Genomic DNA, 25,920 nt, shown 5'->3' with positions numbered 1-25,920 from the left:
CTCACCGCCCGGGCAGATCAGGCAGGTCCACGCACAGGCCGATCACCGGCAGGCACGCCTCGCCGCCGCCCGGCGCCGACGGGCCGGTCGCCGTGGCGCTCGGGCTCGGGCTCGGGAGCGGTGCGGGCGGCGCCGGGGTGTGGGCCGGCGCCGAGGTGTGGGCCGGTGGTGCCGCGGTGGCCGTGGGGCGCGGGGCGAACGTGCGCGCCGGGGCCGGCGCGCCGGTGCTGCCGGGCAAGGTCGTGGGGGTCGCGGCGGGCGCGGGGGTGAGTGCGCCGGAGGGTGTCGGGCCCGCGCGCAGGACCGAGGTGTCCGAGGTCGGTGTCGTGGGGCGCGCGTGGTGGCCGGCCGGTGTCGCCGCCGCGGTCGTGGCCGCGGTCGGGTCGAGGCGGGGCTCCGCCTCCGCGGTGCCCGGCGCGCCGACACCGGAGTCGGGGGCGGCGCGCACCAGGCTGAGGACGCCCGCGGCGATCGCCAGGCCGCCGGCGGCGAGCAGCACCTTGCGCGGGTGGGGCTTGCGGTGCCGGCCCCGGGCGGCGGCGTGCGGTCCCTGGTGCCGGTCCGAGTGTGCGCGTATCGGTCTCATGACGTTTCCTCCCCGCCGTGGCGGAGCGCACGCTATGCGCTCCTGTGGGCGGTGTGAGGTGAGACGGCCGGGATGTCACTCGAACGGGTGTAGGACCGCCGGCGGGGCCGGCTCTTTCCCGGGGCGGGGTCCGGCTGCGATGATCGGGCCGTCAGTGAGTTAACCCGCGTTAACCGGAGGGTGTCATGAGCGAGGAGCGGTTCGGGGAGTTCGTGCTGGTGCGGCGGCACGGGCACGTGGCGGAGCTGGTGCTGGACCGGCCCAAGGCCATGAACGCCGTCTCCACGGAGATGGCCCGCTCCGTCGCCGCCGCCTGTACGGCGCTCGGCGCCGACCGGGACGCGCGCGTGGTCGTCCTGACGTCGTCCCACGAGCGGGCGTTCTGCGTGGGCGCCGACCTGAAGGAGCGGAACTCGTTCAGCGACGCGGACCTGGTGCGGCAGCGGCCGGTGGCCCGCGGGGCGTACACCGGGGTGCTGGAGCTGCCCATGCCGACGATCGCGGCCGTGCACGGCTTCGCCCTGGGCGGCGGTTTCGAGCTGGCCCTGTCCTGCGACCTGATCGTGGCGGACCGCACGGCCGTGGTGGGGCTGCCGGAGGTGTCCGTCGGCGTGATCCCCGGCGGCGGCGGCACCCAGCTGCTGCCGCGGCGGGTCGGGGCGGCCCGCGCGGCCGAGCTGATCTTCTCGGCGCGGCGCCTGGAGGCGGCCGAGGCCGCGGAGCTCGGCTTGGTGGACCAGCTCGTCGAGGTGGGACAGGACCGCGAGGAGGCGCTGGCGCTCGCGGCGCGGATCGCCGGGAACTCGCCGGTCGGCCTGCGGGCCGCGAAGCGGGCGCTGCGGCTGGGGCACGGGCTCGATCTGCGGGCCGGCCTGGAGGTCGAGGACGCGGCGTGGCGCTCGGTGGCGTTCTCCGGGGATCGGGCGGAGGGCGTGGCGGCGTTCAACGAGAAGCGCCGGCCCGAGTGGCCCGGTGAGTGACCCTCGGTCACCGCGGACGAAACATCGGCCGTGCAGCTCCACCTGATCGCCCCATTGACATCCCGAATGTCCTTGTTTCTTCCTAACCTGGGGTGATGGGTGAGGACAAGCGGCTCGCCGCCGTGGTGGCGCTGGCTCAGGGGATGGCGGCTGCGCGCACTCCGCACGAGTCGTGGCGGGCCGCCGCCCTCGGCGCGTGCCGGGCGCTGGACGGCAACTTCGCCGCGCTGTCGGTGTGGGAGCGGGAACTGGGGCGGCTGCGGGTGCTCGTGAACGTCGGGGAGCGCCGCCCCGACGAGGAGGAGTTCCCGGAGGCCGAGTCCTATCCGGTGCACCAGTTCCCGGAGATCACCGAGTTCCTGCACGAGCGGTGGGCGGGCGGCGGCGGCCCGAACGCGTGGGTGGAGACCGCCGAGGGCACGGCGGCCGGCACCCCCGGCTACTTCCACCAGCGGGTCGCCGCGCTGCGCCGCAGGGGCCGCGGCTGCTGTGTCGTCGCGCCGGTCGTGCTGCACGGCCGGGCCTGGGGCGAGCTGTACGTGGCCCGCGCGGTCGCGGTGCCGGTGTTCGGGCGGCCGGACGCCGACTTCGCCACGGTCCTGGCCGCCGTCGTCGCGGCCGGGCTCGCGCAGACCGAGCGGCTGGAGGAGGCCCACCGGCTCGCCTTCACGGACGCCCTCACCGGACTGGCCAACCGCCGCGCGGTGGACGTGCGCCTGGAGGAGGCCGTCGAGCGGCACCGCACCGACGGCGTGGTCGTCAGTCTCGTCGTCTGCGACCTCAACGGGCTCAAGCGGGTCAACGACACCCTCGGGCACGCCGTCGGCGACCGGCTGCTGGAGCGGTTCGGGTCCGTGCTGTCGCTGTGCGGGGCGATGGTGCCGGGCGCGCTGGCGGCCCGGCTCGGCGGCGACGAGTTCTGCCTGCTGGCCGTGGGGCCGCCCGCCGACGACGTGGTCAAGGCGGCCGACGAGCTGTGCCACCGGGCGGCGGAGCTGGAACTGGGGGAAGGGGTGGCCTGCGGGCTGGCCTCGACCGAGGACGCGATCGGGACCGTGCGCTCGGCGCGCAGGCTCTTCCGGCTGGCCGACGCCGCGCAGTACCGGGCCAAGGCCATGCGTGCCGACCGGCCGGTGGTGGCCGGCCGGGAGGGGCCGGACGACCCCGTCGTACGCCTCGCCGACGAACCTCCGGCCGAGCGGGCCGGTCCGGGCGAGCGGCGGCGCTTCCGCGGTCGCCGGCCGTGAACGCGCCCCGGGTGCCGCCGTGACGTGAAGCACAGGGATCGGTAAGGGTCACTCCGGTTCCCCACTAGTGACATCAACGCATTCAATGCGTACGCTCCTGAATATGGATATGCACACTGTGGTGGTGGGGACGTCCGGTGTCACGGCGTCCGACGTTCTCGCCGTGGCGCGCGGCGGTGCCCGCATCGAGCTCTCGCAGGAAGCGGTGGCGGCCCTCGCGGCGGCACGCGAGATCGTGGACGCGCTGGCGGCCAAGCCGGACCCGGTCTACGGCGTCTCCACCGGCTTCGGCGCCCTGGCGACCCGGCACATCAGCCAGGAACTGCGCGCCCAGCTGCAGCGCAACATCGTCCGCTCGCACGCCGCCGGCATGGGCCCGCGGGTCGAGCGCGAGGTCGTACGGGCCCTGATGTTCCTGCGCCTGAAGACCGTCTGCTCCGGCCACACCGGAGTCCGGCCCGAGGTCGCGCAGACCATGGCCGACGTGCTCAACGCCGGGATCACCCCGGTCGTGCACGAGTACGGCTCCCTCGGCTGCTCCGGCGACCTGGCCCCGCTCTCCCACTGCGCCCTCACGCTCATGGGCGAGGGGGACGCCGAAGGCCCCGACGGCGTCGTGCGGCCCGCCGGCGACCTGCTCGCCGAACACGGCATCCAGCCCGTCGAACTGCGCGAGAAGGAGGGCCTCGCCCTGCTGAACGGCACCGACGGCATGCTCGGCATGCTGGTCATGGCCCTCGCCGACCTCGACACCCTCTACAAGTCCGCCGACGTCACCGCCGCCCTCAGCCTGGAGGCGCTGCTCGGCACGGACAAGGTGCTCGCGCCCGAGCTGCACGCCATCCGGCCGCACCCGGGCCAGGGCGCCTCCGCCGCCAACATGCTGGCCGTGCTGGAGGGTTCGCAGCTCACCGGCCACCACCAGGACGACGCCCCGCGCGTGCAGGACGCCTACTCGGTGCGCTGCGCCCCGCAGGTCGCCGGCGCCGGGCGCGACACCATGGCGCACGCCCGCCTGGTCGCCGAGCGCGAGCTGGCCTCCGCGGTCGACAACCCCGTCGTGCTGCCCGACGGCCGGGTCGAGTCCAACGGCAACTTCCACGGCGCCCCCGTGGCCTACGTGCTGGACTTCCTCGCCATCGCCGCCGCCGACCTCGGCTCCATCGCCGAGCGCCGCACCGACCGGCTGCTGGACAAGAACCGCAGCCACGGCCTGCCGCCGTTCCTCGCCGACGACGCCGGCGTGGACTCCGGCCTGATGATCGCCCAGTACACGCAGGCCGCCCTGGTCAGCGAGATGAAGCGGCTCGCCGTGCCGGCCTCCGCCGACTCCATCCCGTCCTCCGCGATGCAGGAGGACCACGTGTCCATGGGCTGGTCGGCCGCGCGCAAGCTGCGCACCGCGATCGACAACCTCACCCGGATCATCGCCGTCGAGCTGTACGCCGCCACCCGCGGCATCGAGCTGCGCGAGGGCCTGACCCCGGCGCCCGCCTCGCGGGCCGTGATCGAGGCCGTGCGCGCCGCGGGTGTGCAGGGCCCGGGCCCGGACCGGTTCCTGGCGCCCGACCTGGCCGCCGCCGACGCCTTCGTGCGCGGGGGCCACGTGGTCACCGCCGTGGAGGCGGTCACCGGACCGCTGCGCTGACGGCGGACGCGACGCACGACGCACACGAAGGGCCCCGCCGCAGACGGCGGGGCCCTTCGCCGCGTCACTTCAGCTTGGCCGCCTGCGCCTTGATGACCGGGGCCGACACCGTGTAGGCCTTCTTGCTCATCATCGCGCCGATGTTGACCGTGGTGTACGTGGCGAGGGTGTTGCCGTGGCGTACGACCTCGGCGTGCAGCGGCATGGCGCCTTCCTTGCCCGAGTCGTTGGTCGCTGTGAACGCCACCGACTCCTCACCCGTGCCGGAGGACTTCTCCTCGGTCACCTTGGTGAACTTGCCCTTCTCGCCGTCCTGCACGCCGGAGAAGCCGCCCGCGCAGGCCTTGACGGCGTCGGAGACCGACTTCAGGCCCGCCTCGGCGCCGTCACCGTCGTACGAGGCCAGGGTGACCACGGTGACGTCCAGGTCCATGGACTTGCCGAGCGCGTCCTCGAACTTGCCGTCGGCCAGGTCGTCCAGGGAGGTGGCGTCGTCGGTGGGGTCCTTCTTGTCCTCCGTGGCCATGCGGCTGGTGTGCGCCGCCGGGTCACCGGGGGCGATGCCGGTCAGCGCCCGGAGCACCGGCTCGCACCGGGAGTCCTCCGCCTTGACCTTGTCCTTGGAGGGGATGCCGCCCTTGACGGAGCCGACCTTGAAGCCGGGCACCTCGCCCTTGGCGATGATCCGCTGCGTCAGTTCCGCGGCGCTCAGCGCCTTCGCGGCCGGCTTTCCGTCCGTGCCGCCCGTGCCGTCCCCGGAGTCGCCGGAACCCTCGCCGGAACAGCCCGTGATGAGGGCGAGCGACAGCGCTCCCACAGCAGCGGTGGCGCACAGTCGCACACCCGATGATCTCTTCATGGGCGGACTATGCGTTCTCTGTCAACAGATCGTCAAGCGAGATTAAAACCCGAGGCGTTCCCGCCGCACCGAATACACCACGAATCCGGCGCCGACGGCGAGGAAGGCGCTTCCGCCGATGACGTACGGGGTGGTGTCGAAGCTGCCGGTGTCCGCGAGCCGGGTGCCGCCGCCGGAGGTGTCCGTGCCGTCGGCACTGTCCGTGCCGCTGATGGACGCCGCCTCGGATATCGCCTTCGCCTGCTGTGTGACCTGCGACGTCGTGCTCGTGACCGTCGTCGCTCTCGCGGTGTCGTCCTGGGACGCGTTGGCGGACGGGACGAACCACAGGGCGCACAGCAGGGTCCCCGCGGCGGTGGCGGTCAGCAACGGGCGGCGAGCGGATGACACGGAATATCGATCCCCTTGTGACGCTGGCGAATTGGCCGTGTGGGGCGATGTTAGTGAAAGTCGCGGGTCACGGGAAAGTCACGGGAGGTTTCGGCCGTACGCTCCCGTCATGAACACGGAAGAGACATCACGGTTTGTACGGCTTCGCGTGGAACTCGTCCTGGAAGTGCAGGGCGAGGACGAGCTGACCAAGGCCACGCTGAGCCGGCTGGCCGCCGACCCGGAACTGCCCCAGCAGGAGCGGGCGCATGCCGAGAGCGCTGTGACGGAAGACACCGCCGAGGCCCTCGCCTACCTCGTGGACCCGTTCGACCTGGTCAGCGAGGTGCCCGGAGTGGAGCTCCAGCAGGCCTCGTGGTCCTGCGAGCGGGTCGAGTACGACCCTGACTCGCCCGACTGGGACATGGACGAGGATGATGGGGAGGACGACGACGAAGAGGACGGCATCGGCTGAGCGTCCCGGGGCACCCAAGACCCCGGACGGCAACCGCCGTCCGGGGTTTCGTCATCTCAGGGGGACGCACGGACGACTTCCGTACCACCCGCCGCCGGCGGACGTGGTACGGCCCACACATGCCGGCCATGTGGCAAGGGGCGGAGCGCTCGTAGCGTTGGGGTTCTGAACGGGGACTCGGGGTTTTCCGCGATTTCAGCGACGATGGAGAAGCGTGTGATGACGGACAGTAAGCGGCGCAAGGGCCTGACGGTCGCGTCCGCACTGCTCGGTGGTGTGCTGGCACTCACCGGATGTTCGGGCGGCGGCGACGCCAAGGCCACGGACAGCGGTGACACCTCACAGGCCAAGGCCGACGAGGCGGCGGCCAAGAAATCCTCCGAGGCCCAGATCACGATCACGCCCAAGGACGGCTCCGACAACGCCTCCATCAACAACTCGGCCGCCGTCAGGGTCGCCAAGGGCACGCTCACCGGTGTGACGATGACCACAGCCGACGGCAAGGCGGTCGCGGGGGCGCTGTCCGCCGACAAGAAGAGCTGGAAGCCGACCGGGCAGCTGGAGCGCTCGACCACCTACAAGGTCGCCGCGGAGGCCAAGGACTCCGCCGGCCGGGTCGCCCACGAGAACGGCTCCTTCACGACCGTCTCCCCGGCCAACAGCTTCATAGGCAACTTCACGCCGGAGAACGGTTCCACCGTGGGCGTGGGCATGCCCGTGTCGATCAACTTCGACAAGGCGATCACCAACAAGGCCGCCGTCCAGAAGGGCATCACGGTCACCTCCAGCAGCGGCCAGGAGGTCGTCGGCCACTGGTTCAACGCCAACCGGATCGACTTCCGTCCGGAGGCGTACTGGAAGGAGAACTCCACCGTCACGCTGAAGCTGGACCTCGACGGCGTGCAGGGCGCCAGTGGTGTCTACGGTGTGCAGCAGAAGACGGTCACCTTCCACGTCGGCCGCAACCAGGTCTCCTACGTCGACGCCAAGACCAAGCAGATGAAGGTCACGCAGGACGGCAAGGTCGTCAAGACCATACCGATCTCCGCGGGCTCGCCGGAGAACAAGACGTACCAGGGCGTCATGGTGATGTCCGAGAAGTTCAAGGAGACGCGCATGAACGGCGCGACCGTGGGCTTCACCGACGACGACGGCAAGGGCGAGTACGACATCAAGGACGTGCCGCACGCCATCCGCCTGACCAACTCCGGCACCTTCCTGCACGGCAACTACTGGGCCGCGAAGTCCATCTTCGGCAGCGTCAACACCAGCCACGGCTGCGTGGGCCTGTCCGACACCAAGGGCGCGAAGGACACGAGCACGCCCGGCGCGTGGATGTACGACCACTCCCTGGTCGGTGACGTGGTGGTCATCAAGAACACCGGCGACAAGACCGTCGCCCCCGACAACGGTCTGAACGGGTGGAACCTGGACTGGGCGCAGTGGAAGGCCGGTTCGGCCGTCTGACAGCCCGTCCGCGAACGCTCCGGTGCCGCCCCCAGGGGCGGCACCGGTGTTTCCGGGGTGCGTCACAGCCTTCTCATGGTTCTTTTATGCCCGCCTTATCGAGTCATCAGGGTCCGTCCCTAGCTTGCGGGCATGTTCTTCACCTACCTGAGGCGCGAGCTGCGCCGCCGCAGAAAGGCGGCTCTCGTCGTCGCCTCCGGTCTCGCGCTGGGCATCGCGCTGGTCATCGTGGTCAACTCCGTGTCCAACGGCATGGGGAAGGCACAGGACAAGGTCCTCCAGTCGCTGTACGGACTGGGTACGGACATGACCGTCACCAAGGCCTCCACGCCGAGCGCGAGCGGCTCGCAGCGCCCGCGCTTCCGCTTCGACGCGCGCGGCGACGACGACACCCAGCAGAGCAGCGACCGGGTGATGGTGCAGGGCTTCACCACCCTGGGCTCCTCGACCGTCACGAAGGTCGCGGACCAGAAGGGCGTCTCCGCCGCCGTCGGCGGGCTGAGCCTCAACGTGCTGAAGGTCGACGGCCAGTTCACCCGCGGCCGGTTCCAGCAGAACGGCGACGGCGGCAGCGGTGGTGCGCCGGGCCGGGCCGGCGGCGGCTCGGGCGGGCAGCCGCGGGGCGAGGTCCGGGGCGGCGGCGCCGACTTCGACGTCAACCAGTACACCGTGTTCGGTACCGACGTCACGAGGACCGCGCTCGGCCCGCTGACCTCCTCCAGGATCACCAGTGGCCGTACCTTCAGGGCGACGGAGACGAACGCCGCGGTGGCCGTGGCCGACTCGGCCTACGCCGAGCAGAAGAAGTACAAGGTGGGCTCCACCGTCACCGTCAAGGGCGTCAAGTTCAAGGTGATCGGGATCGCCACCGCCGACAGCGGTGACTCCGCGGCCAACCTGTACGTCCCGCTCAAGCGCGCCCAGACGCTCGCGGACCAGAAGAACAAGGTCACCACGGTCTACGTCAAGGCGGCCGACTCCCAGCAGATCGACACCGTCAAGAGCGCGATCCAGAAGAACGTCTCCGGCACGACCGTCACCACCTCGTCCGACCTCGCCAAGACCGTCTCGGGCTCCCTGTCCACCGCCTCCTCCCTCGCGACCAAGGTCGGCACGTGGCTGTCCATCGCGGTGCTCGTGGCCGCGTTCCTGGTCGCCGGACTGCTCACCTCCTCCGCGGTGTCCCGCCGGGTGCGGGAGTTCGGCACGCTGAAGGCGCTGGGCTGGAAGTCCGGCCGGGTGACCCGCCAGGTGGTCGGCGAGGCCGTCGTCAACGGCCTGGTGGGCGGCGCGCTCGGCATCGCCCTGGGCCTCGCCGGCGCGTACGCCGTCACGGCCGTCAGCCCCAGCCTGCAGGCCCAGCTCGGCGGCGGCACCGGGGGCGGCGGCTTCGGCGGCGGTCCGGGCGGCGGCTTCGGCGGCGGCCCCGGCCGGCAGGCGGCGAGGACCGTGGAGGTCGCCCTGACGGCACCGGTCAGCGTCACGACGATCGTCCTGGCGGTGGGCCTCGCGGTGGCCGGCGGCCTGATCGCGGGCGCGTTCGGCGGCTGGCGCGCGTCCCGGCTGCGTCCGGCGGACGCCCTGCGCCGTGTCGAGTAGCGCGCGCGTGCCGACCCGACCCGAACCCCCTCCAGGAGCCACCATGTACGAACTGAAGAACGTCACCAAGCACTACACCCGAGGCAAGGACACCGTCCACGCCCTCGACGGCGTCGACCTCACCATCGGCGACGGCGACCGCCTGGTCATCCAGGGCCCCACCGGAGGCGGCAAGTCCACGCTGCTGCAGATGCTCGGCGGCCTCGACCGCCCCACCTCGGGCGAGGTCGTGCTGGACGGCACGGACCTGGCCAAGCTGTCCGAGGCCCGGCTGACCCGGGTCCGCAGCGAGAGCATCGGCTTCGTCTTCCAGTCCTTCAACCTCATCCCCACCCTCACCGCGCAGGAGAACGTCGAGACCGCGCTCGTACCGCTCGGCGTGAAGGTGCGCGAGCGGCGCGAACGGGCCGCGGAGGCGCTGCGGTCGGTGGGGCTCGGCGAGCGCCTGGCCCATCTGCCCTCCGAGATGTCCGGTGGGCAGCAGCAGCGCGTCGCCATCGCCCGCGCGCTCGTCAAGCAGCCGAAGGTGCTGCTCGCGGACGAGCCGACCGGCAACCTCGACGAGGGCATGCGCGACGAGATCATGGACGTCCTCGAACGCCTCTGGAAGGAGCACGGGCTGACGTTCCTCATGGTCACCCACGACTCGGCGATCGCGAAGAAGGCCCCGCGCGTGGCCACCATCCGCAAGGGGAAGATCACCGTGCGCGAGAACGCGGGCACCTGACGCCGCATAACACCGTTCGGACGGGCGGGACTTCCCGATTCTGTAACGGTGTCTGCCCCGCCGCGTAACAGTTGTGGGCAGCGCTTTCACACCCTCCTCTCAACTCTTGAGCCGTCTGATCACCCCCCGGCATACTTCGTCGTCCGGGGGGTTGGCGTACAGGTGTACGAGCTCTCCCTCGGTCGGGTGAACGGGGAATTCGCCCGATACCTCATCTCCAGGGGGAGATCTTGCGCAGACAAGTGAAAAGAGCAGCCGCGGCCACGGTGGCCACCGCCGCAGCCGTCGCCCTCGCAGCGGGTATGACCAGCCCGGCGTCGGCGAAGCCCGCGCAGCACGTCCAGGCCGCCGGCGCCTCACTGACCGCCAAGCACCACGTCACCCTGATCACCGGGGACCGGGTCGACCTCGACGCCAAGGGCCGCGTCGTCGGCCTGCGGCGGGCCAAGGGCCGGGAGAACATACCCGTCCAGGTCCGCAAGGCCCACGGCCACACGCTGGTCGTCCCGGCGGACGCGGCCCGCCTGGTCGCCTCCGGCAAACTGGACCAGCGCCTGTTCGACATCACCGAGCTGAACAAGGCCGCCACCCGCAAGGCCCAGAAGAACGGCCTGAAGGTCATCGTCGGCTACAGCGGCGCCGCCGCGGCCACCAGGACCGACGTCCGGGACGCCGGCACCCTGCGCCGCAGCCTCAAGGCGCTGAACGCGGACGCCGTGCAGACCCCGGTCAAGGACACCGCCGAGCTGTGGAACGCTGTCACCAACGGTGACAGGGCCGCCTCCGGCATCGCCCACGTCTGGCTCGACGGCGTCCGCAAGGCCGCCCTCGACACGTCCGTGCCGCAGATCGGCGCCCCCGTCGCGTGGGCCGCCGGCTACACCGGCAAGGGCGTCAAGGTCGCGGTCCTGGACACCGGTGTGGACACCACCCACCCGGACCTCAAGACCCAGGTGGTCGGGTCCAAGAACTTCACGGCGGCCGCCGACGCCACCGACCACTTCGGGCACGGCACGCACGTGGCCTCCATCGTGGCGGGCACCGGCGCCAAGTCGGGCGGCAAGTACAAGGGCGTCGCGCCCGACGCCCAGATCCTCAACGGCAAGGTCCTGGACGACAGCGGCTCCGGCGACGACTCCGGCATCCTCGCCGGCATGGAGTGGGCGGCCGCGCAGGGCGCCTCCGTCATCAACCTCAGCCTCGGCGGCTACGACACACCCGAGATCGACCCGCTCGAGGCCGAGGTCAACAAGCTCTCCGCCGAGAAGGGCGTCCTGTTCGCGATCGCCGCGGGCAACGAGGGCCCCCAGTCGATCGGTTCGCCGGGCAGCGCGGACGCCGCGCTCACCGTCGGCGCCGTCGACAAGAAGGACAAGCTGGCGGACTTCTCCTCCACCGGCCCGCGGGTCGGCGACGGCGCCATCAAGCCGGACGTCACCGCGCCCGGCGTGGACATCACCGCCGCCGCGGCCAAGGGCAGCGTCATCGACAAGGAGGTCGGCGAGAAGCCCGAGGGCTACCTGACCATCTCCGGCACGTCGATGGCCACCCCGCATGTCGCGGGCGCCGCAGCCATCCTGAAGCAGGAGCACCCCGACTGGGGCTACGCCGAGCTGAAGGGCGCGCTCACCGGCTCGGCCAAGGGCGGCAACTACACGCCGTTCCAGCAGGGCTCGGGCCGGATCGCGGTCGACAAGGCCATCAAGCAGTCCGTGATCGCCGACCCGGTCTCGGTCAGCTTCGGTGCGCAGCAGTGGCCGCACACCGACGACAAGCCGGTCACCAAGAAGCTGACGTACCGCAACCTCGGGGACAAGGACGTCACGCTCAAGCTGACCAGCACCGCCACCGACCCCAAGGGCCACGCGGCCCCGGCCGGCTTCTTCAAGCTGGCCGCGACGTCGGTGACCGTCCCGGCGCACGGCAAGGCCGCGGTCGGCTTCACGGTCGACACCAAGCTGGGCGGCACGGTCGACGGCGCCTACTCGTCGTACGTGACCGCGACCGGCGACGGGCAGACCGTCCGCACGGCCGCCGCGGTGCAGCGCGAGGTGGAGTCCTACGACGTCACGCTGAAGTTCATCGGCCGTGACGGCAAGCCGGCGCCGTACTACAGCGCCGACCTGGCCGGTGTGGCCGGTCTGGCCGACGGCCAGTGGCTGAGCCCGTACGACAAGTCGGGCACGGTGAAGGTGCGCGCGCCCAAGGGCACGTACATCCTCAACACCGCCGTCTTCCGGGACCCGCAGGACGCAAGCAAGGGCATCGACTCGATCGCCCAGCCGAAGCTGACGGTCGCCAAGAAGCAGACGATCACGATCGACGCGCGCAAGGCCAAGCCGGTGGACATCACCGTCCCGGCCTCGGGTGCCAAGTCCGTGTTCGCCTCGCCCGAGTGGGACGTCACGGTCGGCGACGGCCAGTACGGCTTCGGCTGGTTCCTCGACACGTACAAGAACTTCCACACCGCCCACCTGGGCCCGCAGCTGCCGGCCGGCACGCTGACCCAGCAGTGGGACGGCCACTGGACCAAGGGTGCCACCGAGCAGTACGACGTCACCTCCGGCGGCCCGGTCAGGCAGCTCGCCACCGGCTACACCAAGCACTACAAGGCGAGTGAACTGGCCACGGTGAAGGCCCGGCTCGGTGCCTCCGTGAGCGGCAAGAAGGGCTCCGTCGCCGCCGTCGGCTGGCTGCCCGGCAGCTCCGGCGCCTCCTCCGTCTCCATCCCGCAGAAGCTGCCCGGCACCCGCACCCTGCACCTGTCCGCCAAGGGCGGCGTGAAGTGGGGGCTGGAGTTCGAGCAGGACGGCGGCCTCGACCAGGACGGCTTCCCGATCGGCGAGGCCGGCTACGGCCTGGGCGCCCAGTCCTACACGGCCGGCAAGTCGTACACGAAGACCTTCAACACCGCGGTCTTCGGCCCGCACCTGAACGCCGACTTCGGTGTCTACCGCGACGGCAACCAGATCTACGGCATGCTGCCGCTGTTCGCCGACGGGGCCAAGCACGCCGGCTCCTCGCTCTTCACCTCGGTGAACACCACCCTGTACCGCGACGGCAGCAAGGTCGGCTCCAACCACGACCCGCTGTTCGGCGAGCCCTTCAAGGTCCCGTCCGCCGACGCCGCGTACAAGCTGACCACCTCGGTCAAGCGCTCGGCGAAGGTCGCCGCGGTCTCCACGCGGATCGACGCCACGTGGACGTTCCGCTCCAAGAAGCCGTCGGGCGGCTCCGCCAAGCTCCCCGTCTCCGCCCTGCACTTCGGCGCCACGACCGGCCTGGACAGCCGGGTCGACGCCGGCAAGAAGGTCACCTTCCCGGTGACCGTCGAGGGCGCGGCCGCGGGCGGCAACCTGAAGTCCCTGTCGGTGTACGTCTCCTACGACGGCAAGACCTTCAAGAAGGTCACCGTCCGCGGCGGCAAGATCACCGTGAAGAACCCGGCGAAGAACAAGGGCGTCTCGTTCCGCGCCAAGATCACCGACAAGAAGGGCAACACGTCGACGATCACCATCTACGACGCCTACCTCGGCAAGTGACACGCCGGTAGGCCGATGACGGACGGCCCGCGGGAAGCACCGCTTCCCGCGGGCCGTTCGCGTGCGCCGCCCCGGACACCCGCCATACGCGCGCCGGCCGGGCGCGCTCAGACCGTGGGCACCGCCCGGGTCGCGTCCGTGCCCCAGCTGGCCAGCAGGCGCAGGGACTCCGCCGACGCCGACTGCGGCTCTGCGTGGTAGGTGATCAGCGCCTGATCGGTGTCGCCCGCCACCCGGAACGTCTCGAAGTGCAGCGAGAGGTCACCGACCAGCGGGTGGTGCAGCCGCTTCACCCCGTGGCTCTTCTCCTTGACGTCGTGCGTCGCCCACAGCCGCCGGAACTCCTCGCTCTTCACCGACAGCTCACCGACCAGCGCGGACAGCCGGGGATCGTCGGGGTAGCAGCCCGCGTCCATGCGCAGCGCGCAGACGATGTCGATCGCCTTCTGCTCCCAGTCGACGAACAGCTCCCGGTACTCGGGCCGCAGGAACACCAGCCGGGCCCAGTTGCGGTCGCCGGCCGGCAGCCGCCCCCAGTCGCCGAACAGCGCGGCCGCCATCCGGTTCCAGGCCAGGATCTCCGCGCGCCGCCCGGCGACGTACGCGGGCACGCCGTCCATGGTGTCCAGCAGCTGGCACAGCGCGGCCCGGACCTGCTGCTGGCGCGCCACGGGCCGCTTCTTGTGCGCCTTCGGCTTGGCCAGGTGGGTGAGGTGCGCGTGCTCGGCGTCGGACAGGCGCAGGGCCCGGGCGATCGAGTCCAGCACCTCGGCCGAGACGTTCCGTCCGTTGCCCTGTTCCAGGCGCGTGTAGTAGGCCACCGAGACCCCGGCCAGCTGGGCCAGCTCCTCCCGGCGCAGTCCCGGCACCCGGCGGTGCCGGCCGAAGTCCGGCAGCCCCACGTCCTCCGGCTTCAGCCGGGCCCGCCGGCTGCGCAGGAACTCGCTCAGCTCGGCCCGCCGGTCCAGGGGCCGGCCGGCGGCGGCTTCCGGCTGTTCGTCCATGCGCCCAGTATTCACGGTCGTACGCACACGAGCCTGATCCCGCCAGTGGTAGGCACAGCGGTCGTACGAAGAGGCGTGGACTGGGTGGCCGGCCGGACCTGGGGCACGCTGGAAGACGTATCCGGCCGGAGAGCGGCCGGGCACGGACCACTGCTAGGAGAACCCCGGCATGACCACTGTTGCTGCTTACGCCGCGCCCGCCCCGAAGGCCCCGCTGGAGCGGACCACCATCGAGCGGCGCGCGGTCGGTGAGTTCGACGTCCTGATCGACATCGAGTTCGCCGGTATCTGCCACTCGGACATCCACCAGGCCCAGGACGGCTGGCGTCCCGGCATCTTCCCGATGGTTCCCGGCCACGAGATAGCCGGCGTCGTCTCCGAGGTCGGCTCCGGCGTCACCAGGTTCGCCGTCGGCGACCGGGTCGGCGTCGGCTGCATGGTCGACTCCTGCCGTGAGTGCGACAACTGCCGGGCCGGCCTGGAGCAGTACTGCACCAAGGGCGGCCCCACCTGGACCTACAACGACACCGGCAAGGACGGTGAGCCCACCTACGGCGGCTATGCGCAGAAGATCGTCGTCGACGAGAACTACGTCGTCCGCATCCCCGAGGGCCTGTCGCTGGACGTGGCCGCGCCGCTGCTGTGCGCGGGCATCACCACGTACTCCCCGCTGCGGCACTGGAACGCCGGCCCCGGCAAGAAGGTCGCGGTGGTCGGCCTCGGCGGCCTCGGCCACATGGGCGTCAAGATCGCGCACGCGATGGGCGCCGAGGTCACCGTGCTGTCGCAGTCCCTGCGCAAGAAGGACGACGGCCTCCGGCTCGGTGCCGACCACTACTACGCCACCGGCGACCCGGACACCTTCGAGGAGCTCGCGGGCACCTTCGACATCATCCTGAACACCGTCTCGGCCCCGCTCGACTTCGCCGCCTACCTGTCCCTGCTGCGCACGGACGGCACGATGGTGAACGTCGGCCTCCCCGAGGAGCCGGTGCAGATCGTCCTGCAGTCGTTGTTCGGCAACCGCCGCAGCATCAGCAGCTCCGGCATCGGCGGCATCGCCGAGACCCAGGAGATGCTGGACTTCTGCGCGCAGCACGGTCTCGGCGCCGAGATCGAGCTGATCAGCGCCGCCGAGATCAACGAGGCGTACGAACGGGTCCAGGCGAGCGACGTCCGCTACCGCTTCGTGATCGACACGGCCACCATCTGACGCGGCCCGCCGCCCGGCACCCCTCGGGGGGCCGGGCGGGACGGTGCGGGAGGCCCTAGGACAGCCCGAAGACCTGGCCGGTGCGGTACGAGCGGACCAGTGTGCCGCCGTCGGCCGCGGGGCGTACGACGTGGGCGCGGCCGAGGCCCGCCACCCGGGCGGTGCCGTCGGCCACCTCCACCACGGTGTTCTCGTCCACGGCGACGCCGTACGGCACCGCCCCCCGGCTCACCGCGGCGACCAGCCGGGACAGCGTCCCCCACTGGGCCGCGTGCACGTCCACCGCGCACGGCACCAGTCCCAGACCGTCCCGCACCGCCACCTCCTCGAGGTCCTCAGCGGTGTCCTCGTGGCACACCGGGACCCCGTCCAGCAGCCATCCGCCGACCACCGCCCGCCGCGCGGCGAGGGCCGCGCCCGCGGAGAAACCGGCGTACGGCATCCCGCGCTCCGCGAGCAGCCCGGGCAGCCGCTCCAGGCAGCCGGCGAAGGCCTCCTGGTAGGCGGGCGTCAGCCCACCGCACACCAGCAGCCCGTCGAGCCCGTCCAGCGCGCCCTCCGGCTCGAAGCGCCCGCTCAGCGGCACGAGCAGCGGCACGGGCACACAGGCGGCGCCGGCCTGGCCCAGCGCCTGCGCGTACCGCTCGAACTGCTGCTCGCCGTCCCCCTCGTCGACGATCACGCACCCGATCCGCGGTACACCCGCGTCACGCGCCGCCGCCTCCCGCAGGAACGGCTCGTACACCTGCGCGGCATCCCATCCGCCGCCGATCAGAAACGTCCGACCGCCCATCCGGCCCCCTCCCCTTGTGCGACTGTCGCGAGGCGCGAGAGTACGGGGCGGGGGCCGATCCGTCTCCCGAATTAGGGTCGCCGCCGGGTGCCGGGTGCCGGGTGCCGGGTGCCTGGCGCCTGGCGCCGTCGGCCTGGCGCCGTCGGCCTGGCGCCGTCCGCCGTCCCGGGCGCCGTCCGCCGAGGGCCGTGCGCCGTCCGCCTGGTGCCGAGCGCCGGATGCCGGGCGTCGTCCGCGGTCCGCCTGGTGCGGTCCGCCTAGCGCCGTCCGCCGTCCGCCTGGTGCCGAGCGCCGGATGCCGGGCGTCGTCCGCGGTCCGCCTGGTGCGGTCCGCCTCGCGCCGTCCGCGGTCCGCCTGGTGCGGTCCGCCTCGCGTCGTCCGCGGTCCGCCTGGTGCGGTCCGCCTCGCGTCGTCCGCGGTCCGCCTGGTGCGGTCCGCCTCGCGCCGTCCGCCGTCCGCCTAGCGCCGTCCGCCGTCCGCCTCGCGCCGTCCGTCTCGCGCCGTCCGCCGTCCGCCGAGCGTCGACCTCGACCGCCTGGCGCCGACGGCCTACCGCCTGGCGGCCTCGCGCCGGGACGGCTCACAGGCGGCTGTACGTCCCGATGTCCTCGGTGAACTCCTCCAGCGCGCGGGCGGTGAGCGTCGGCCGGGTGTCGGCGATGGCCGTCATGAAGTCCTCGGTGCCGGGCGGCCTGCCGCCGCGCTCGGTGATCTCGCGTTCGAACGCCGCCTGCGCCCCCTTGCGCGCGGCGAACTCGATGTCGGCCGGAGTGAACAGCTCGCTCGCCCCGACCAGGCGCCCGATGTCCACCGCGTCGCCGGCCGCCCGGAGGTAGCGGGCCCAGATCGCCGCGCGGGCCGTCGGGTCCGGCGGCCCGATGGGGATGACGTAGTCGAACCGGCCGGGCCGCAGGAACGCCGCGTCGAGGGAGCGCACCGAGTTCGTGGCGCACACCAGCATCCGGGCGTCGTGCTCACGGAACCCGGGGATGATCTTGAGCAGCTCGTTGGTCACCCCGTGCCCGGGATCGACCGCCTTGCCGGACCGCGCCCCGGCGATCTCCTCGACCTCGTCGATGAACAGCAGCACCGAGTCCAGCTCGGCCAGCTCCGTGAACGCCTCCCGCAGCGCCGCCGCCAGGCCCTCGCTGGTGTCGGCGGCGAGCCGGGACGGGAACAGCTCCACGAACGGCCAGCCGAGCCGGGAGGCCACCGCCTTGGCGAAGCTGGTCTTCCCGGTGCCGGGCGGGCCGAAGAGGATGACCGCCTTGGGCGGGGCCACCCCGTAGCGGTCGGCCAGCGCCGGCTCGGTCAGCGGCAGCACGACACGGCGCTCGACGACCTGCTTCTCCCGCTCCATGCCGGCCATGGCGTCCCAGAGTCCGCCGGGCAGCATGCGCCCGCCGAGCGCCGCGAGCACGTCGGCGTTGTCGGCGCCGGGCGGTTCGAGCTTCTCGTAGTAGGTCAGGCCCTCGCGGAGCCGGTAGCCGGAGTTCTCCAGGGCCTTGGTGCCGGCGGCGCCCGCGGGCAGCAGCGCACTGACGTGCCGCACCCCCAGGGCGCGCAGCCGGCGCTCCAGCTCGGCCAGGAGCGCGCTGCCGATCCCGCGCTCCCGCCACCGGGAGGCCAGCGCCACCAGGACGACCCACGCCCGTCTGCCGTCCGCCTGGGCCACGGCCATGCCCACCAGCTCGTCGCCGACCAGGGCGACCACCGCCGGCTGACCGGCCTTGGCCGCGGCCATCACCTCCGAGACCGGGAACACCGACTCCGCCTCGGCCTGGCGGCTCTGGTCCCAGATCTGGATGGCCTGGTCGAGATCGTCGTCGTGATAGTCGCGCAGATGCCAGGGGGGCATCGCCACCACCTCACCTGGACCGGGAGTCCCATTCTGCTCCGGAGCCCCACGGGGGTGCTCGGCGGACGCGCGGGCCGGCGCGGCGGTGGCCGGCGCCCGGGCCGGCAGCCGTCGCGGTACCAATCCCGATCGGTCCCGCCGACGTACTCAGACTAGGGCGCGAGCCCTCAAGACACGCGCGAGACGACGGAAGGAGAGGTGCATCCACCATGCGAGCACATCGCGCGGGGCGTCTCGCCGCGGCGTCGGCGGCGAGCATCCTGATGGCCGGCGGAGCCGCGATCGGCGCGGCGGGCACGGCCACGGCGGCTGCCCCCGCCGTGCACACCCACACGGTCACGGACAGCTGCTCCAACAGCGGTGACTGGCGCTGCCTCGCCCGTGGCGGGTCCTGCTTCGACGGGCGCGGGTCCTGCTTCGGCAACGGATTCGGCGACCGTTTCGGCGACCGGTTCGACAACGGCTTCGGCAACGGCTTCCACAGCCGGTTCGACCACCGCTTCGGGCACGGCTTCGACGGCCGGTTCGACCACCGCTTCGACCACCGCTTCGACGGCCGGTTCGACCACCGCTTCGGCAACGGGGTCGTGGTCATCGTCATCGGCTGACGCGGTCCTGCGCTTCCGGTGCGCGGGCGGCATCGGGGCACGGCGGCGGGCCGGACACCCGTCCGGTCCGCCGCACCGCGCCCACCTCACCCGAGGGGGCGCGTCACCGTCGTCCCGTCACCGCGTCGGCGTGCCGGGCCGGGCGGGCGGGGCGCCGGCCACGGCCGCGTCGTACAGCCGCCGGATGTCGGAGCCGAAGTTCGGGCTGTAGGAGACGTCGGCGGTGGGCCCGCCGGTCTTCCAGCCGCCGATGCTGCCGACCACGTCGCCCCTGCCGGTGCGCGCGTCGAAGTTCGCCAGGAAGGGGCTGCCACTGGTGCCCGACCGGTAGTCGTTGCACGCGATCTTGAGGTAGGAGCCGGGTGCGCCGTCGGTCGGCGTGAACCGGGTCGTGGAGTTGGTGCAGGTCAGCGGCTGCCGGTCGGTGTTCGGGTAGCCGACCAGCCGGATCCGGGGGAACGCGTAACCGCGGCCGGTGACAAGGGTGTTGCCGCCCACGACGTCCTGCGCCTGCCTGCCGTCGGAGCGCGCCCCGAGCCGGGCGAACGCCACGTCCCACGGCGCGCCCTTGGTGTGCCCGCGGTCGTAGTAGCGCTGGTCGATCCAGACCTGGCTGCGTCCCCGGGGGTCGGTGGCGACCGGGAAGATGCCGTGCGGTCGCGGCGTTGCCGCGGTCCACTGCGGCACGAACGCCAGCGACCCGGAACCGGCCCGGGAGTCCAGGCAGTGGCCCGCGGTCAGCACGACGTCGTGGTGCCGGCTGTTGATCACGCTCGCGGTGCAGAAGTAGGAGCCGCTGCCCCGCTGCACGTACATCCGCCCGATCATCGGCAGTCCGCCGAAGTGCGAGCTGCCGGGGCCGGTCCCGGCCCGCCGGGCAAGGGACCCGGCCGGGTTCGTGACCGGGGCACGGGTGCCGGTCCGGGCGGAGGGCCGGTCCTCGGGCAGCGGCTTCGCCGCGGCCATGCGCCGGTCGGTCCAGAAGCGGTGCGCGGCCGCCGCGGTCCAGCGCGGCCCGGCCTGGTGGGATGCGTCGGCGGCAGCCGCCGTTCCGGCCCCGCCCGATGCCGTCAGCAGGCCGGCCACGATTCCTGCGGCCATGAGAAAGGCACCGCGTGCGCGATGCCTTTGTGATCTGCGTCTCTCTATATGGCTTTTCACTGGGTTGAGAATAGGCGGCTGCAGCGCGAAAGTCTAACCACCTGTCTTTACGTTTTATTTGCCTTGTAGAGGCAACCTTTCCCGGCGGATTCGATCGTCAACCTGCCTGTACAGCTCGGCCTGTGGCCGTCCGTGGACCGTCGGCGGTCGAAGATTGAAGAGTGTTCTATTCCGCTTCTTTGCTCCCCCTAATAACACCCTTGACTCACGCACGCATTTTTCAGGGGGATTATCATGCCTTGATTCCGTACCAGGTTCCTGGCACTCACCACCGCGTCCGCCGGTCGCACCACTGAACGCCGTTGCCAACCCGCTGCCCCTCCTGGCGGCCACCCGCGACCTGGCGGCGAACCGCGGACCCGGGACGGCGCGTGACCCGCGGCCCCGGCCCCTGGTCCCGGACCATGTCACCCGGGCAGGTTCGCCGGGCTCCCCCCGTTCGCCTCGTACCCGGCCACCGCCAGCGCGCGGTAGACGGCGAAGTCGGCCGCGGGATCGGCGGAGAGGGTCCAGGGCAGCGCGCCCACGTGGCCGTCGACGTGCAGCAGCTGGTCGAGCGCCTCGGCCCAGCGCTCGGCCCGCACCAGGAAGAACACCAGCAGATGGCGGACGTGCGCGAGCACCGGGTCGTCGGGGTCGGCCGCGTGCACCGCGTGCAGCGCTCCGTGCATCGCCTTGGTGACGACCTCGCTCTGGTAGAAGCTCGCCACCAGGTTCACCTCCGGGAGGTGCTCGAAGACGGCGAACAGCGGCAGCGCGGCGAGCAGCGAGCCCTCGGGGGCGCGGGCCGCCGCGGCCTCGGCGAAGGCGTACGCCTGCTCGCGCGAACCGTGCCACTTCTCGCACCAGTAGTGCAGCGCGGCCAGGTGAGCGCCCATGTGGTGGGGCGCGCGGTCCAGGATGTTCAGCCAGAGCTTCTCGTACTCCGGCTGCGGATAGGCGAGCCCGCGGGCGATCGACAGCTCGGTGATGTACGGCACCGGGTCCCCGGGGGCCAGCAGGGCCGCCTGGCCGCAGGCCTTCCTGGCCTCCTCCATGATGATCCGGAACTCGTCCGTGCCCGGCGTCGACGTCCGCCACGCCTGCTGCACCAGGAACTCGGCGTGCACCGCCGCGCCGCCCGCGTCCTTGGGCTGCTCGGCCCGCCACACCCGCAGCCACTGACCGCCCGGCGTCTCGTGCACCCCTCCCGGCCGTTGCTGCAGCTCCAGCGACGCCGCACCGGCGAACGCCTGCACCCGCTGCCAGCGCACCTCGCCCTCGGTCTCCGTGCCCGCCAGGAGCTGCTGCGCGGCACGGTGGTCCCCGGTGCGCTCCACCAGGTCCAGGACGTTCAGCAGATCCTCGTCCGGGCCGGGCATCCGCACGTCCAGTTCCTCCTGGCGCACGAAGCCGTAGGCCGCCGGGTCGGCGCCGTCGGGGTGGCCCGCGGGAACCAGCCCGACCGCCCCGCGCTTGCGCCGCAGGTACGGAAGAAGCACGAAGCTCATCAGCAGCAGCGCCGCGAGCAGCCAGAGAATCGCCATGCGTCAAGCGAACCAGACACCGCCGACAAATGGCGAACCCCGCCGGCCGGCCTGTGGAAAACTCCGCCGGACCCCTGCCCGTGACGAGCCCGACGCGTCCCGGACCCGTGCCGGACCCCGGTGGGACGCCACCATCGCGCCGGGCGCACTACGCTCGGTGCACATGAGCGACAGGCACATCAGTCAGCACTTCGAGACCCTCGCGATCCACGCGGGCAACACCGCGGATCCCCTCACCGGCGCGGTCGTCCCGCCGATCTACCAGGTCTCGACCTACAAGCAGGACGGCGTCGGCGGCCTGCGCGGCGGCTACGAGTACAGCCGTAGCGCCAACCCGACCAGGACCGCCCTCGAGGAGAACCTCGCGGCGCTGGAGGGCGGCCGCCGCGGTCTCGCGTTCGCGTCCGGCCTCGCGGCCGAGGACACCCTGCTGCGTACGCTGCTCACCCCCGGCGACCACGTGGTGATCCCGAACGACGCCTACGGCGGCACGTTCCGTCTCTTCGCCAAGGTCGCCACCCGGTGGGGCGTGGAGTGGTCCGTCGCCGACACCAGCGACCCGGCCGCCGTCCGCGCGGCGATCACCCCGAACACCAAGGCCGTCTGGGTGGAGACCCCCTCCAACCCGCTGCTCGGCATCACCGACATCGCCGCCGTCGCCCAGGTCGCCCACGACGCGGGCGCGCGGCTCGTCGTCGACAACACCTTCGCCACGCCCTACCTCCAGCAGCCGCTGTCGCTCGGCGCCGACGTCGTCGTGCACTCCCTCACCAAGTACATGGGCGGGCACTCGGACGTCGTCGGCGGTGCGCTGATCGTCTCCGACCAGACCCTCGGCGAGGAGCTGGCCTACCACCAGAACGCGATGGGCGCCGTCGCCGGCCCCTTCGACTCCTGGCTGGTGCTGCGCGGCACCAAGACGCTCGCGGTCCGCATGGACCGGCACAGCGAGAACGCCACCAGGATCGCCGACATGCTGACCCGCCACGCGCGCGTGACCAGCGTGCTCTACCCGGGCCTGCCCGAGCACCCCGGGCACGAGGTGGCCGCCAAGCAGATGAGGGCGTTCGGCGGCATGGTGTCCTTCCGCGTCGAGGGCGGCGAGGAGGCCGCCGTCGAGGTGTGCAACCGCGCCAAGGTGTTCACGCTCGGCGAGTCCCTCGGCGGTGTCGAGTCGCTCATCGAGCACCCCGGCCGGATGACGCACGCGTCCGCGGCCGGCTCCGCCCTGGAGGTCCCCGGCGACCTGGTGCGCCTGTCCGTGGGCATCGAGAACGTCGACGACCTGCTGGAGGACCTGCAGCAGGCCCTGGGCTGACCGCCCCGTCACCATCCGGTGACCGGTGGAGTCGTCTGCGACGGCGGCTCCACCCAGGGGTGGGCCCCGGCCGCCCACACTCCGAACGCCACCGCGGCCGTGCACAGCAGCAGCCACAGCACCCGGTGGACGAGCCGGCGCCGCCGCAGCAGGCGCTCGCCCCGGCGGACGGCGTCGCCGTGCAGGTCCGGGGGCACCGGCGCCGGGGTGTGCTCCAGGATCCGCCGCACGGCGGCCTCTCTCTGGGGACGGTTCACCGCGCCCTCCCTCGCGACCGCCGCCTCACGACGGTGCCACCTCGGCGCCCACCGCGCGCGGGGCCGTCGTGCGCGGTGGATGCAGCACGGTGGCCGTCGCCCGGTCGCAGATCGCGTGGACGCGCTCGACGGGCAGCCCCAGCAGGGCCGCCGTCTGCTCCTCGGCGACCCCCTCGTACATCCGCAGTACCAGGATCAGCCGCTCCTGCGCCGTCAGGACGGCGAGCGGGCTGCCCGGATGCGGGCGGGCGCGGCCGAGCAGGACCCGCTCGTGCCAGGTGCCGTGCGCGAAGCGCGTGGCGAGGTACTGGCGTGCGCACTCGTAGGGGTCGTCGCCGCGCAGCCGGTCCCAGCAGGCGTAGGTGTGGGCGAGCGCCAGGGTCAGCAGGCGCCGCGCGCGCGGGTTGGCACCCGGCGCCTCCGCCGTGAACAGCGTGGCGGTGTGCTGCAGCCGCCCTGCCGCACCCGCGACGAACGCCTCGAACTCCCGGGCCCGGCGGGCATCGCGGGAGACCTGCCGATCACGCACCGCGCCTCCCCCCTGAGGGGGCCCTGTCCGGTACGGGACGGTCGCACCCCGTACGCCGCAGGACCCGGTCTCATATGAGGCCAGCCGCCGCCCCGGGGTCAATACTCCGGACCGTACCGGTGCCTGTGCCGCTCAGGAGGCGGGCGGCTGCTCCGCGGCCGGCACGCCCTGGACCGTCGTCCGCGCGGAGAGCGCGGTGTTGAAGCGCGTGAGGAGCGTGCAGAACTGCTCGCGCTCCTCCGGCGCCCAGTCGTGTGTCAGCTCGGCCATCAACTGACGCCGGGAAAGGCGCACTTCGTCCAGCCGGGCGACCCCGCGCGGGGACAGCTGGAGCACCACCGCACGCCCGTCCTCGGGGTGCGAGGTGCGCTTGACGAGTCCGGTGTCGACCAGCGGAGCGACCTGCCGGGTGACCGTGGAGGAGTCGATCCCCATGCTCGCGGCGAGCGCCTTGACGCCCATGGGGCCCTCCTTGTCGAGGCGGTTGAGCAGCAGGTACGCGGCTCGGTCCATGGTGTTGCGCACCTGCCCGACGCCACCGAGCCGGGTCTGTTCGGCACGGCGGGCGAACACCGCCACCTCGTGCTGGAGGGTGTCGAGAAGACCGGGGTCACCGACGGTCGTCATGTCCATCGACATTTCAGGTGTTGTGGGCATGGCCGGAGGCTCGCTTCATGGAGGGCTGCTGGGTTGGGGGACAGGGTACGCGGCCCGGGCGCGGACCGTACCGGCGCTGCGCAATCCGGTCTCGGAGGTTGGTCACACCCGTCGTGCCCGACCGTGAACTGCGAGACTCGAGTCATGAGCTACGGCATGGCCGGCTCCTTGCGCTCCGTCACCCTCGACGACGTGCGCGGAGCCCAGAAGATGCTCTCGGGCGTGGCCCGCGCGACCGCGATGGAAGGCAGCCGGCACCTGTCCCAGCTGGTCGGCACGCCGGTCCACCTCAAGTGCGAGAACCTGCAGCGGACCGGATCCTTCAAGCTGCGCGGCGCCTACGTCCGGATCGCCGGGCTGCTGCCGGAGGAGCGGGCCGCCGGCGTCGTGGCCGCCAGCGCGGGCAACCACGCGCAGGGCGTGGCGCTCGCCTCCTCGCTGCTGGGCGTCCACGCCACCGTGTTCATGCCCCGGGGCGCCCCGCTGCCGAAGATCAGCGCGACCCGGGAGTACGGCGCCGAGGTGCGCCTGCACGGCCAGGTGGTCGACGAGACGCTGGCCGCGGCCGAGGAGTACGCCGCCGAGACCGGCGCGGTCTTCATCCACCCCTTCGACCACCCCGACGTCATCGCCGGACAGGGCACGGTGGGTCTGGAGATCCTGGAGCAGTGCCCCGAGGTGGGCACGATCGTCGTCGGGATGGGCGGCGGCGGCCTCGCGGCGGGCATCGCCGTCGCCGTGAAAGCGCTCCGCCCCGACGTGCGGATCATCGGGGTCCAGGCGGAGGGCGCCGCCTGCTACCCGCCCTCGCTCGCCGCCGGCCGCCCGGTGTCGGTGGAGCACCCGGCCACGATGGCCGACGGCATCAAGGTGGGGCGGCCCGGTGCGGTGCCGTTCGGCATCGTCGACGAGCTGGTGGACGAGGTGCGCACGGTCAGCGAGGACCAGTTGTCGGCCGCGCTGCTGCTGTGCCTGGAGCGGGCCAAGCTGGTCGTGGAACCGGCCGGGGCGAGCCCGGTCGCGGCGCTGCTCGGCGGGCCCGGCGTGTTCCCCGGCCCGGTCGTCGCGGTGCTGTCCGGCGGCAACGTGGATCCGGTGCTGATGCAGCGGGTGCTGCGGCACGGCATGGCCGCTCAGGGCCGCTACCTGGCCGTACGGCTGCGCCTGACGGACCGGCCGGGCGCCCTCGCCACGCTCCTCGGGGTGTTGTCAGTGGTCGACGCTAACGTCCTCGACGTGAGCCACGTACGGACCGACCCCCGGCTCGGGCTCACGGAGGCGGAGGTGGAGCTGCACCTCGAGACGAAGGGACCGGCGCACTGCGCCGAGGTCGGCCACGCCCTGCGCGAGGCGGGCTACACGGTCATCGGCTGAGGCCGGGCCGGGCGCGAGACGGCGGTGTCCCTCGTTCGGGTAAATCCATTGAGAGACGCGATACATCGCGTTAGTGTGTGAGGCGTCGCCGCCGGTCGCCGTCACCGGTTCCTCCGCGCCGT

General features: G+C 72.3%; 23 protein-coding genes. 12 read left to right on the top strand and 11 right to left on the bottom strand.

Annotation, left to right across the window (positions count from 1 at the left end):
- Nucleotide 1: 1 nt before the first annotated feature.
- Entirely contained in the window at nt 2–586 is a 585-nt protein-coding gene (locus PV343_RS17520; protein ID WP_319147858.1) for a hypothetical protein, read from the bottom strand.
- A 185-nt stretch (nt 587–771) separates the two neighbouring features.
- Between PV343_RS17520 and PV343_RS17515 the strand changes: the two genes are divergently transcribed.
- From PV343_RS17515 to hutH, 3 genes are all read left to right on the top strand, one after another.
- Nucleotides 772–1,566 carry an enoyl-CoA hydratase/isomerase family protein gene (locus PV343_RS17515; protein WP_319147857.1) on the top strand — a complete coding sequence of 265 codons (795 nt, stop codon included), beginning with the start codon at nt 772–774 and terminating at the stop codon, nt 1,564–1,566.
- Between the two features lie 95 nt (nt 1,567–1,661).
- Nucleotides 1,662–2,813 (top strand): GGDEF domain-containing protein, encoded by a 1,152-nt coding sequence (locus PV343_RS17510; RefSeq protein ID WP_319147856.1) that lies wholly within the window; start codon nt 1,662–1,664, stop codon nt 2,811–2,813.
- A 109-nt stretch (nt 2,814–2,922) separates the two neighbouring features.
- On the top strand, nt 2,923–4,461 hold the full coding sequence (gene hutH / locus PV343_RS17505) for a histidine ammonia-lyase (RefSeq protein ID WP_319147943.1): 1,539 nt from the start codon (nt 2,923–2,925) through the stop codon (nt 4,459–4,461).
- Nucleotides 4,462–4,525: 64 nt separating this feature from the next.
- On the opposite strand, the gene PV343_RS17500 is transcribed toward hutH, so the two are convergent.
- Nucleotides 4,526–5,320, bottom strand: coding sequence for a hypothetical protein (locus PV343_RS17500; protein ID WP_319147855.1), 795 nt, complete (start codon nt 5,318–5,320; stop codon nt 4,526–4,528).
- Between the two features lie 42 nt (nt 5,321–5,362).
- Nucleotides 5,363–5,710, bottom strand: a complete 348-nt coding sequence (locus PV343_RS17495) for a hypothetical protein (protein WP_319147854.1) — start codon at nt 5,708–5,710, stop codon at nt 5,363–5,365.
- 109 nt (nt 5,711–5,819) lie between these two features.
- On the opposite strand from PV343_RS17495, the gene PV343_RS17490 reads away from it, so the two are divergent.
- From PV343_RS17490 to PV343_RS17470, 5 genes are all read left to right on the top strand, one after another.
- Nucleotides 5,820–6,164 carry a hypothetical protein gene (locus PV343_RS17490; protein WP_319147853.1) on the top strand — a complete coding sequence of 115 codons (345 nt, stop codon included), beginning with the start codon at nt 5,820–5,822 and terminating at the stop codon, nt 6,162–6,164.
- A gap of 204 nt (nt 6,165–6,368) precedes the next feature.
- The gene (locus tag PV343_RS17485; RefSeq protein ID WP_319147852.1) at nt 6,369–7,631 is read left to right on the top strand and encodes a L,D-transpeptidase; all 1,263 of its coding nucleotides are present in this window, start codon (nt 6,369–6,371) and stop codon (nt 7,629–7,631) included.
- A 132-nt stretch (nt 7,632–7,763) separates the two neighbouring features.
- Nucleotides 7,764–9,230 carry an ABC transporter permease gene (locus PV343_RS17480; protein ID WP_319147851.1) on the top strand — a complete coding sequence of 489 codons (1,467 nt, stop codon included), beginning with the start codon at nt 7,764–7,766 and terminating at the stop codon, nt 9,228–9,230.
- A gap of 43 nt (nt 9,231–9,273) precedes the next feature.
- The gene (locus tag PV343_RS17475; protein WP_319147850.1) at nt 9,274–9,957 is read left to right on the top strand and encodes an ABC transporter ATP-binding protein; all 684 of its coding nucleotides are present in this window, start codon (nt 9,274–9,276) and stop codon (nt 9,955–9,957) included.
- A 242-nt stretch (nt 9,958–10,199) separates the two neighbouring features.
- Nucleotides 10,200–13,499 (top strand): S8 family peptidase, encoded by a 3,300-nt coding sequence (locus PV343_RS17470; RefSeq protein ID WP_319147849.1) that lies wholly within the window; start codon nt 10,200–10,202, stop codon nt 13,497–13,499.
- A gap of 107 nt (nt 13,500–13,606) precedes the next feature.
- On the opposite strand, the gene PV343_RS17465 is transcribed toward PV343_RS17470, so the two are convergent.
- A complete protein-coding gene (locus PV343_RS17465; RefSeq protein ID WP_319147848.1) occupies nt 13,607–14,503 on the bottom strand; it encodes a helix-turn-helix domain-containing protein in 897 nt (298 codons plus the stop codon).
- A gap of 169 nt (nt 14,504–14,672) precedes the next feature.
- Here PV343_RS17465 and PV343_RS17460 point away from each other — a divergent pair, with 169 nt between their 5' ends.
- Complete coding sequence (locus PV343_RS17460) at nt 14,673–15,716, top strand: NAD(P)-dependent alcohol dehydrogenase (protein ID WP_319147847.1); 1,044 nt, start codon at nt 14,673–14,675, stop codon at nt 15,714–15,716.
- Nucleotides 15,717–15,771: 55 nt separating this feature from the next.
- Here PV343_RS17460 and PV343_RS17455 read toward each other — a convergent pair whose 3' ends face one another.
- Together PV343_RS17455 and PV343_RS17450 are read right to left on the bottom strand one after the other, a co-directional pair.
- Nucleotides 15,772–16,509, bottom strand: a complete 738-nt coding sequence (locus tag PV343_RS17455; RefSeq protein WP_319147846.1) for a hypothetical protein — start codon at nt 16,507–16,509, stop codon at nt 15,772–15,774.
- A gap of 581 nt (nt 16,510–17,090) precedes the next feature.
- Nucleotides 17,091–18,368: an ATP-binding protein gene (locus PV343_RS17450; protein ID WP_319147845.1), complete on the bottom strand. Its 1,278-nt coding sequence runs from the start codon at nt 18,366–18,368 to the stop codon at nt 17,091–17,093.
- Between the two features lie 209 nt (nt 18,369–18,577).
- Between PV343_RS17450 and PV343_RS17445 the strand changes: the two genes are divergently transcribed.
- Complete coding sequence (locus PV343_RS17445; protein ID WP_319147844.1) at nt 18,578–18,976, top strand: hypothetical protein; 399 nt, start codon at nt 18,578–18,580, stop codon at nt 18,974–18,976.
- Between the two features lie 117 nt (nt 18,977–19,093).
- Here the strand turns inward: PV343_RS17445 and PV343_RS17440 are convergent, their stop codons facing one another.
- Both PV343_RS17440 and PV343_RS17435 read right to left on the bottom strand, forming a co-directional pair.
- Complete coding sequence (locus PV343_RS17440; protein ID WP_319147843.1) at nt 19,094–20,077, bottom strand: trypsin-like serine peptidase; 984 nt, start codon at nt 20,075–20,077, stop codon at nt 19,094–19,096.
- 467 nt (nt 20,078–20,544) lie between these two features.
- Nucleotides 20,545–21,663, bottom strand: a complete 1,119-nt coding sequence (locus PV343_RS17435; RefSeq protein ID WP_319147842.1) for a hypothetical protein — start codon at nt 21,661–21,663, stop codon at nt 20,545–20,547.
- A 163-nt stretch (nt 21,664–21,826) separates the two neighbouring features.
- Between PV343_RS17435 and PV343_RS17430 the strand changes: the two genes are divergently transcribed.
- Complete coding sequence (locus PV343_RS17430) at nt 21,827–22,981, top strand: cystathionine gamma-synthase (protein WP_319147841.1); 1,155 nt, start codon at nt 21,827–21,829, stop codon at nt 22,979–22,981.
- 8 nt (nt 22,982–22,989) lie between these two features.
- Here PV343_RS17430 and PV343_RS17425 read toward each other — a convergent pair whose 3' ends face one another.
- The 3 genes from PV343_RS17425 to PV343_RS17415 form a co-directional block, all read right to left on the bottom strand.
- Nucleotides 22,990–23,238: a hypothetical protein gene (locus tag PV343_RS17425; RefSeq protein ID WP_317445074.1), complete on the bottom strand. Its 249-nt coding sequence runs from the start codon at nt 23,236–23,238 to the stop codon at nt 22,990–22,992.
- 25 nt (nt 23,239–23,263) lie between these two features.
- A complete protein-coding gene (locus PV343_RS17420) occupies nt 23,264–23,767 on the bottom strand; it encodes a sigma factor-like helix-turn-helix DNA-binding protein (RefSeq protein ID WP_317445075.1) in 504 nt (167 codons plus the stop codon).
- A gap of 132 nt (nt 23,768–23,899) precedes the next feature.
- A complete protein-coding gene (locus tag PV343_RS17415; protein ID WP_319147942.1) occupies nt 23,900–24,406 on the bottom strand; it encodes a MarR family winged helix-turn-helix transcriptional regulator in 507 nt (168 codons plus the stop codon).
- 162 nt (nt 24,407–24,568) lie between these two features.
- On the opposite strand from PV343_RS17415, the gene ilvA reads away from it, so the two are divergent.
- Entirely contained in the window at nt 24,569–25,798 is a 1,230-nt protein-coding gene (gene ilvA, locus PV343_RS17410; RefSeq protein ID WP_319147840.1) for a threonine ammonia-lyase, read from the top strand.
- Nucleotides 25,799–25,920 lie beyond the last annotated feature (122 nt).

It is taken from the genome of Streptomyces sp. WI03-4A, from assembly GCF_033792105.1.
Classification (GTDB): Bacteria; Actinomycetota; Actinomycetes; order Streptomycetales; family Streptomycetaceae; genus Streptomyces; species Streptomyces collinus_A.
Note: the sequence above shows the minus strand (reverse complement) of the source record. Positions and strands in the feature narration are given on the sequence as shown.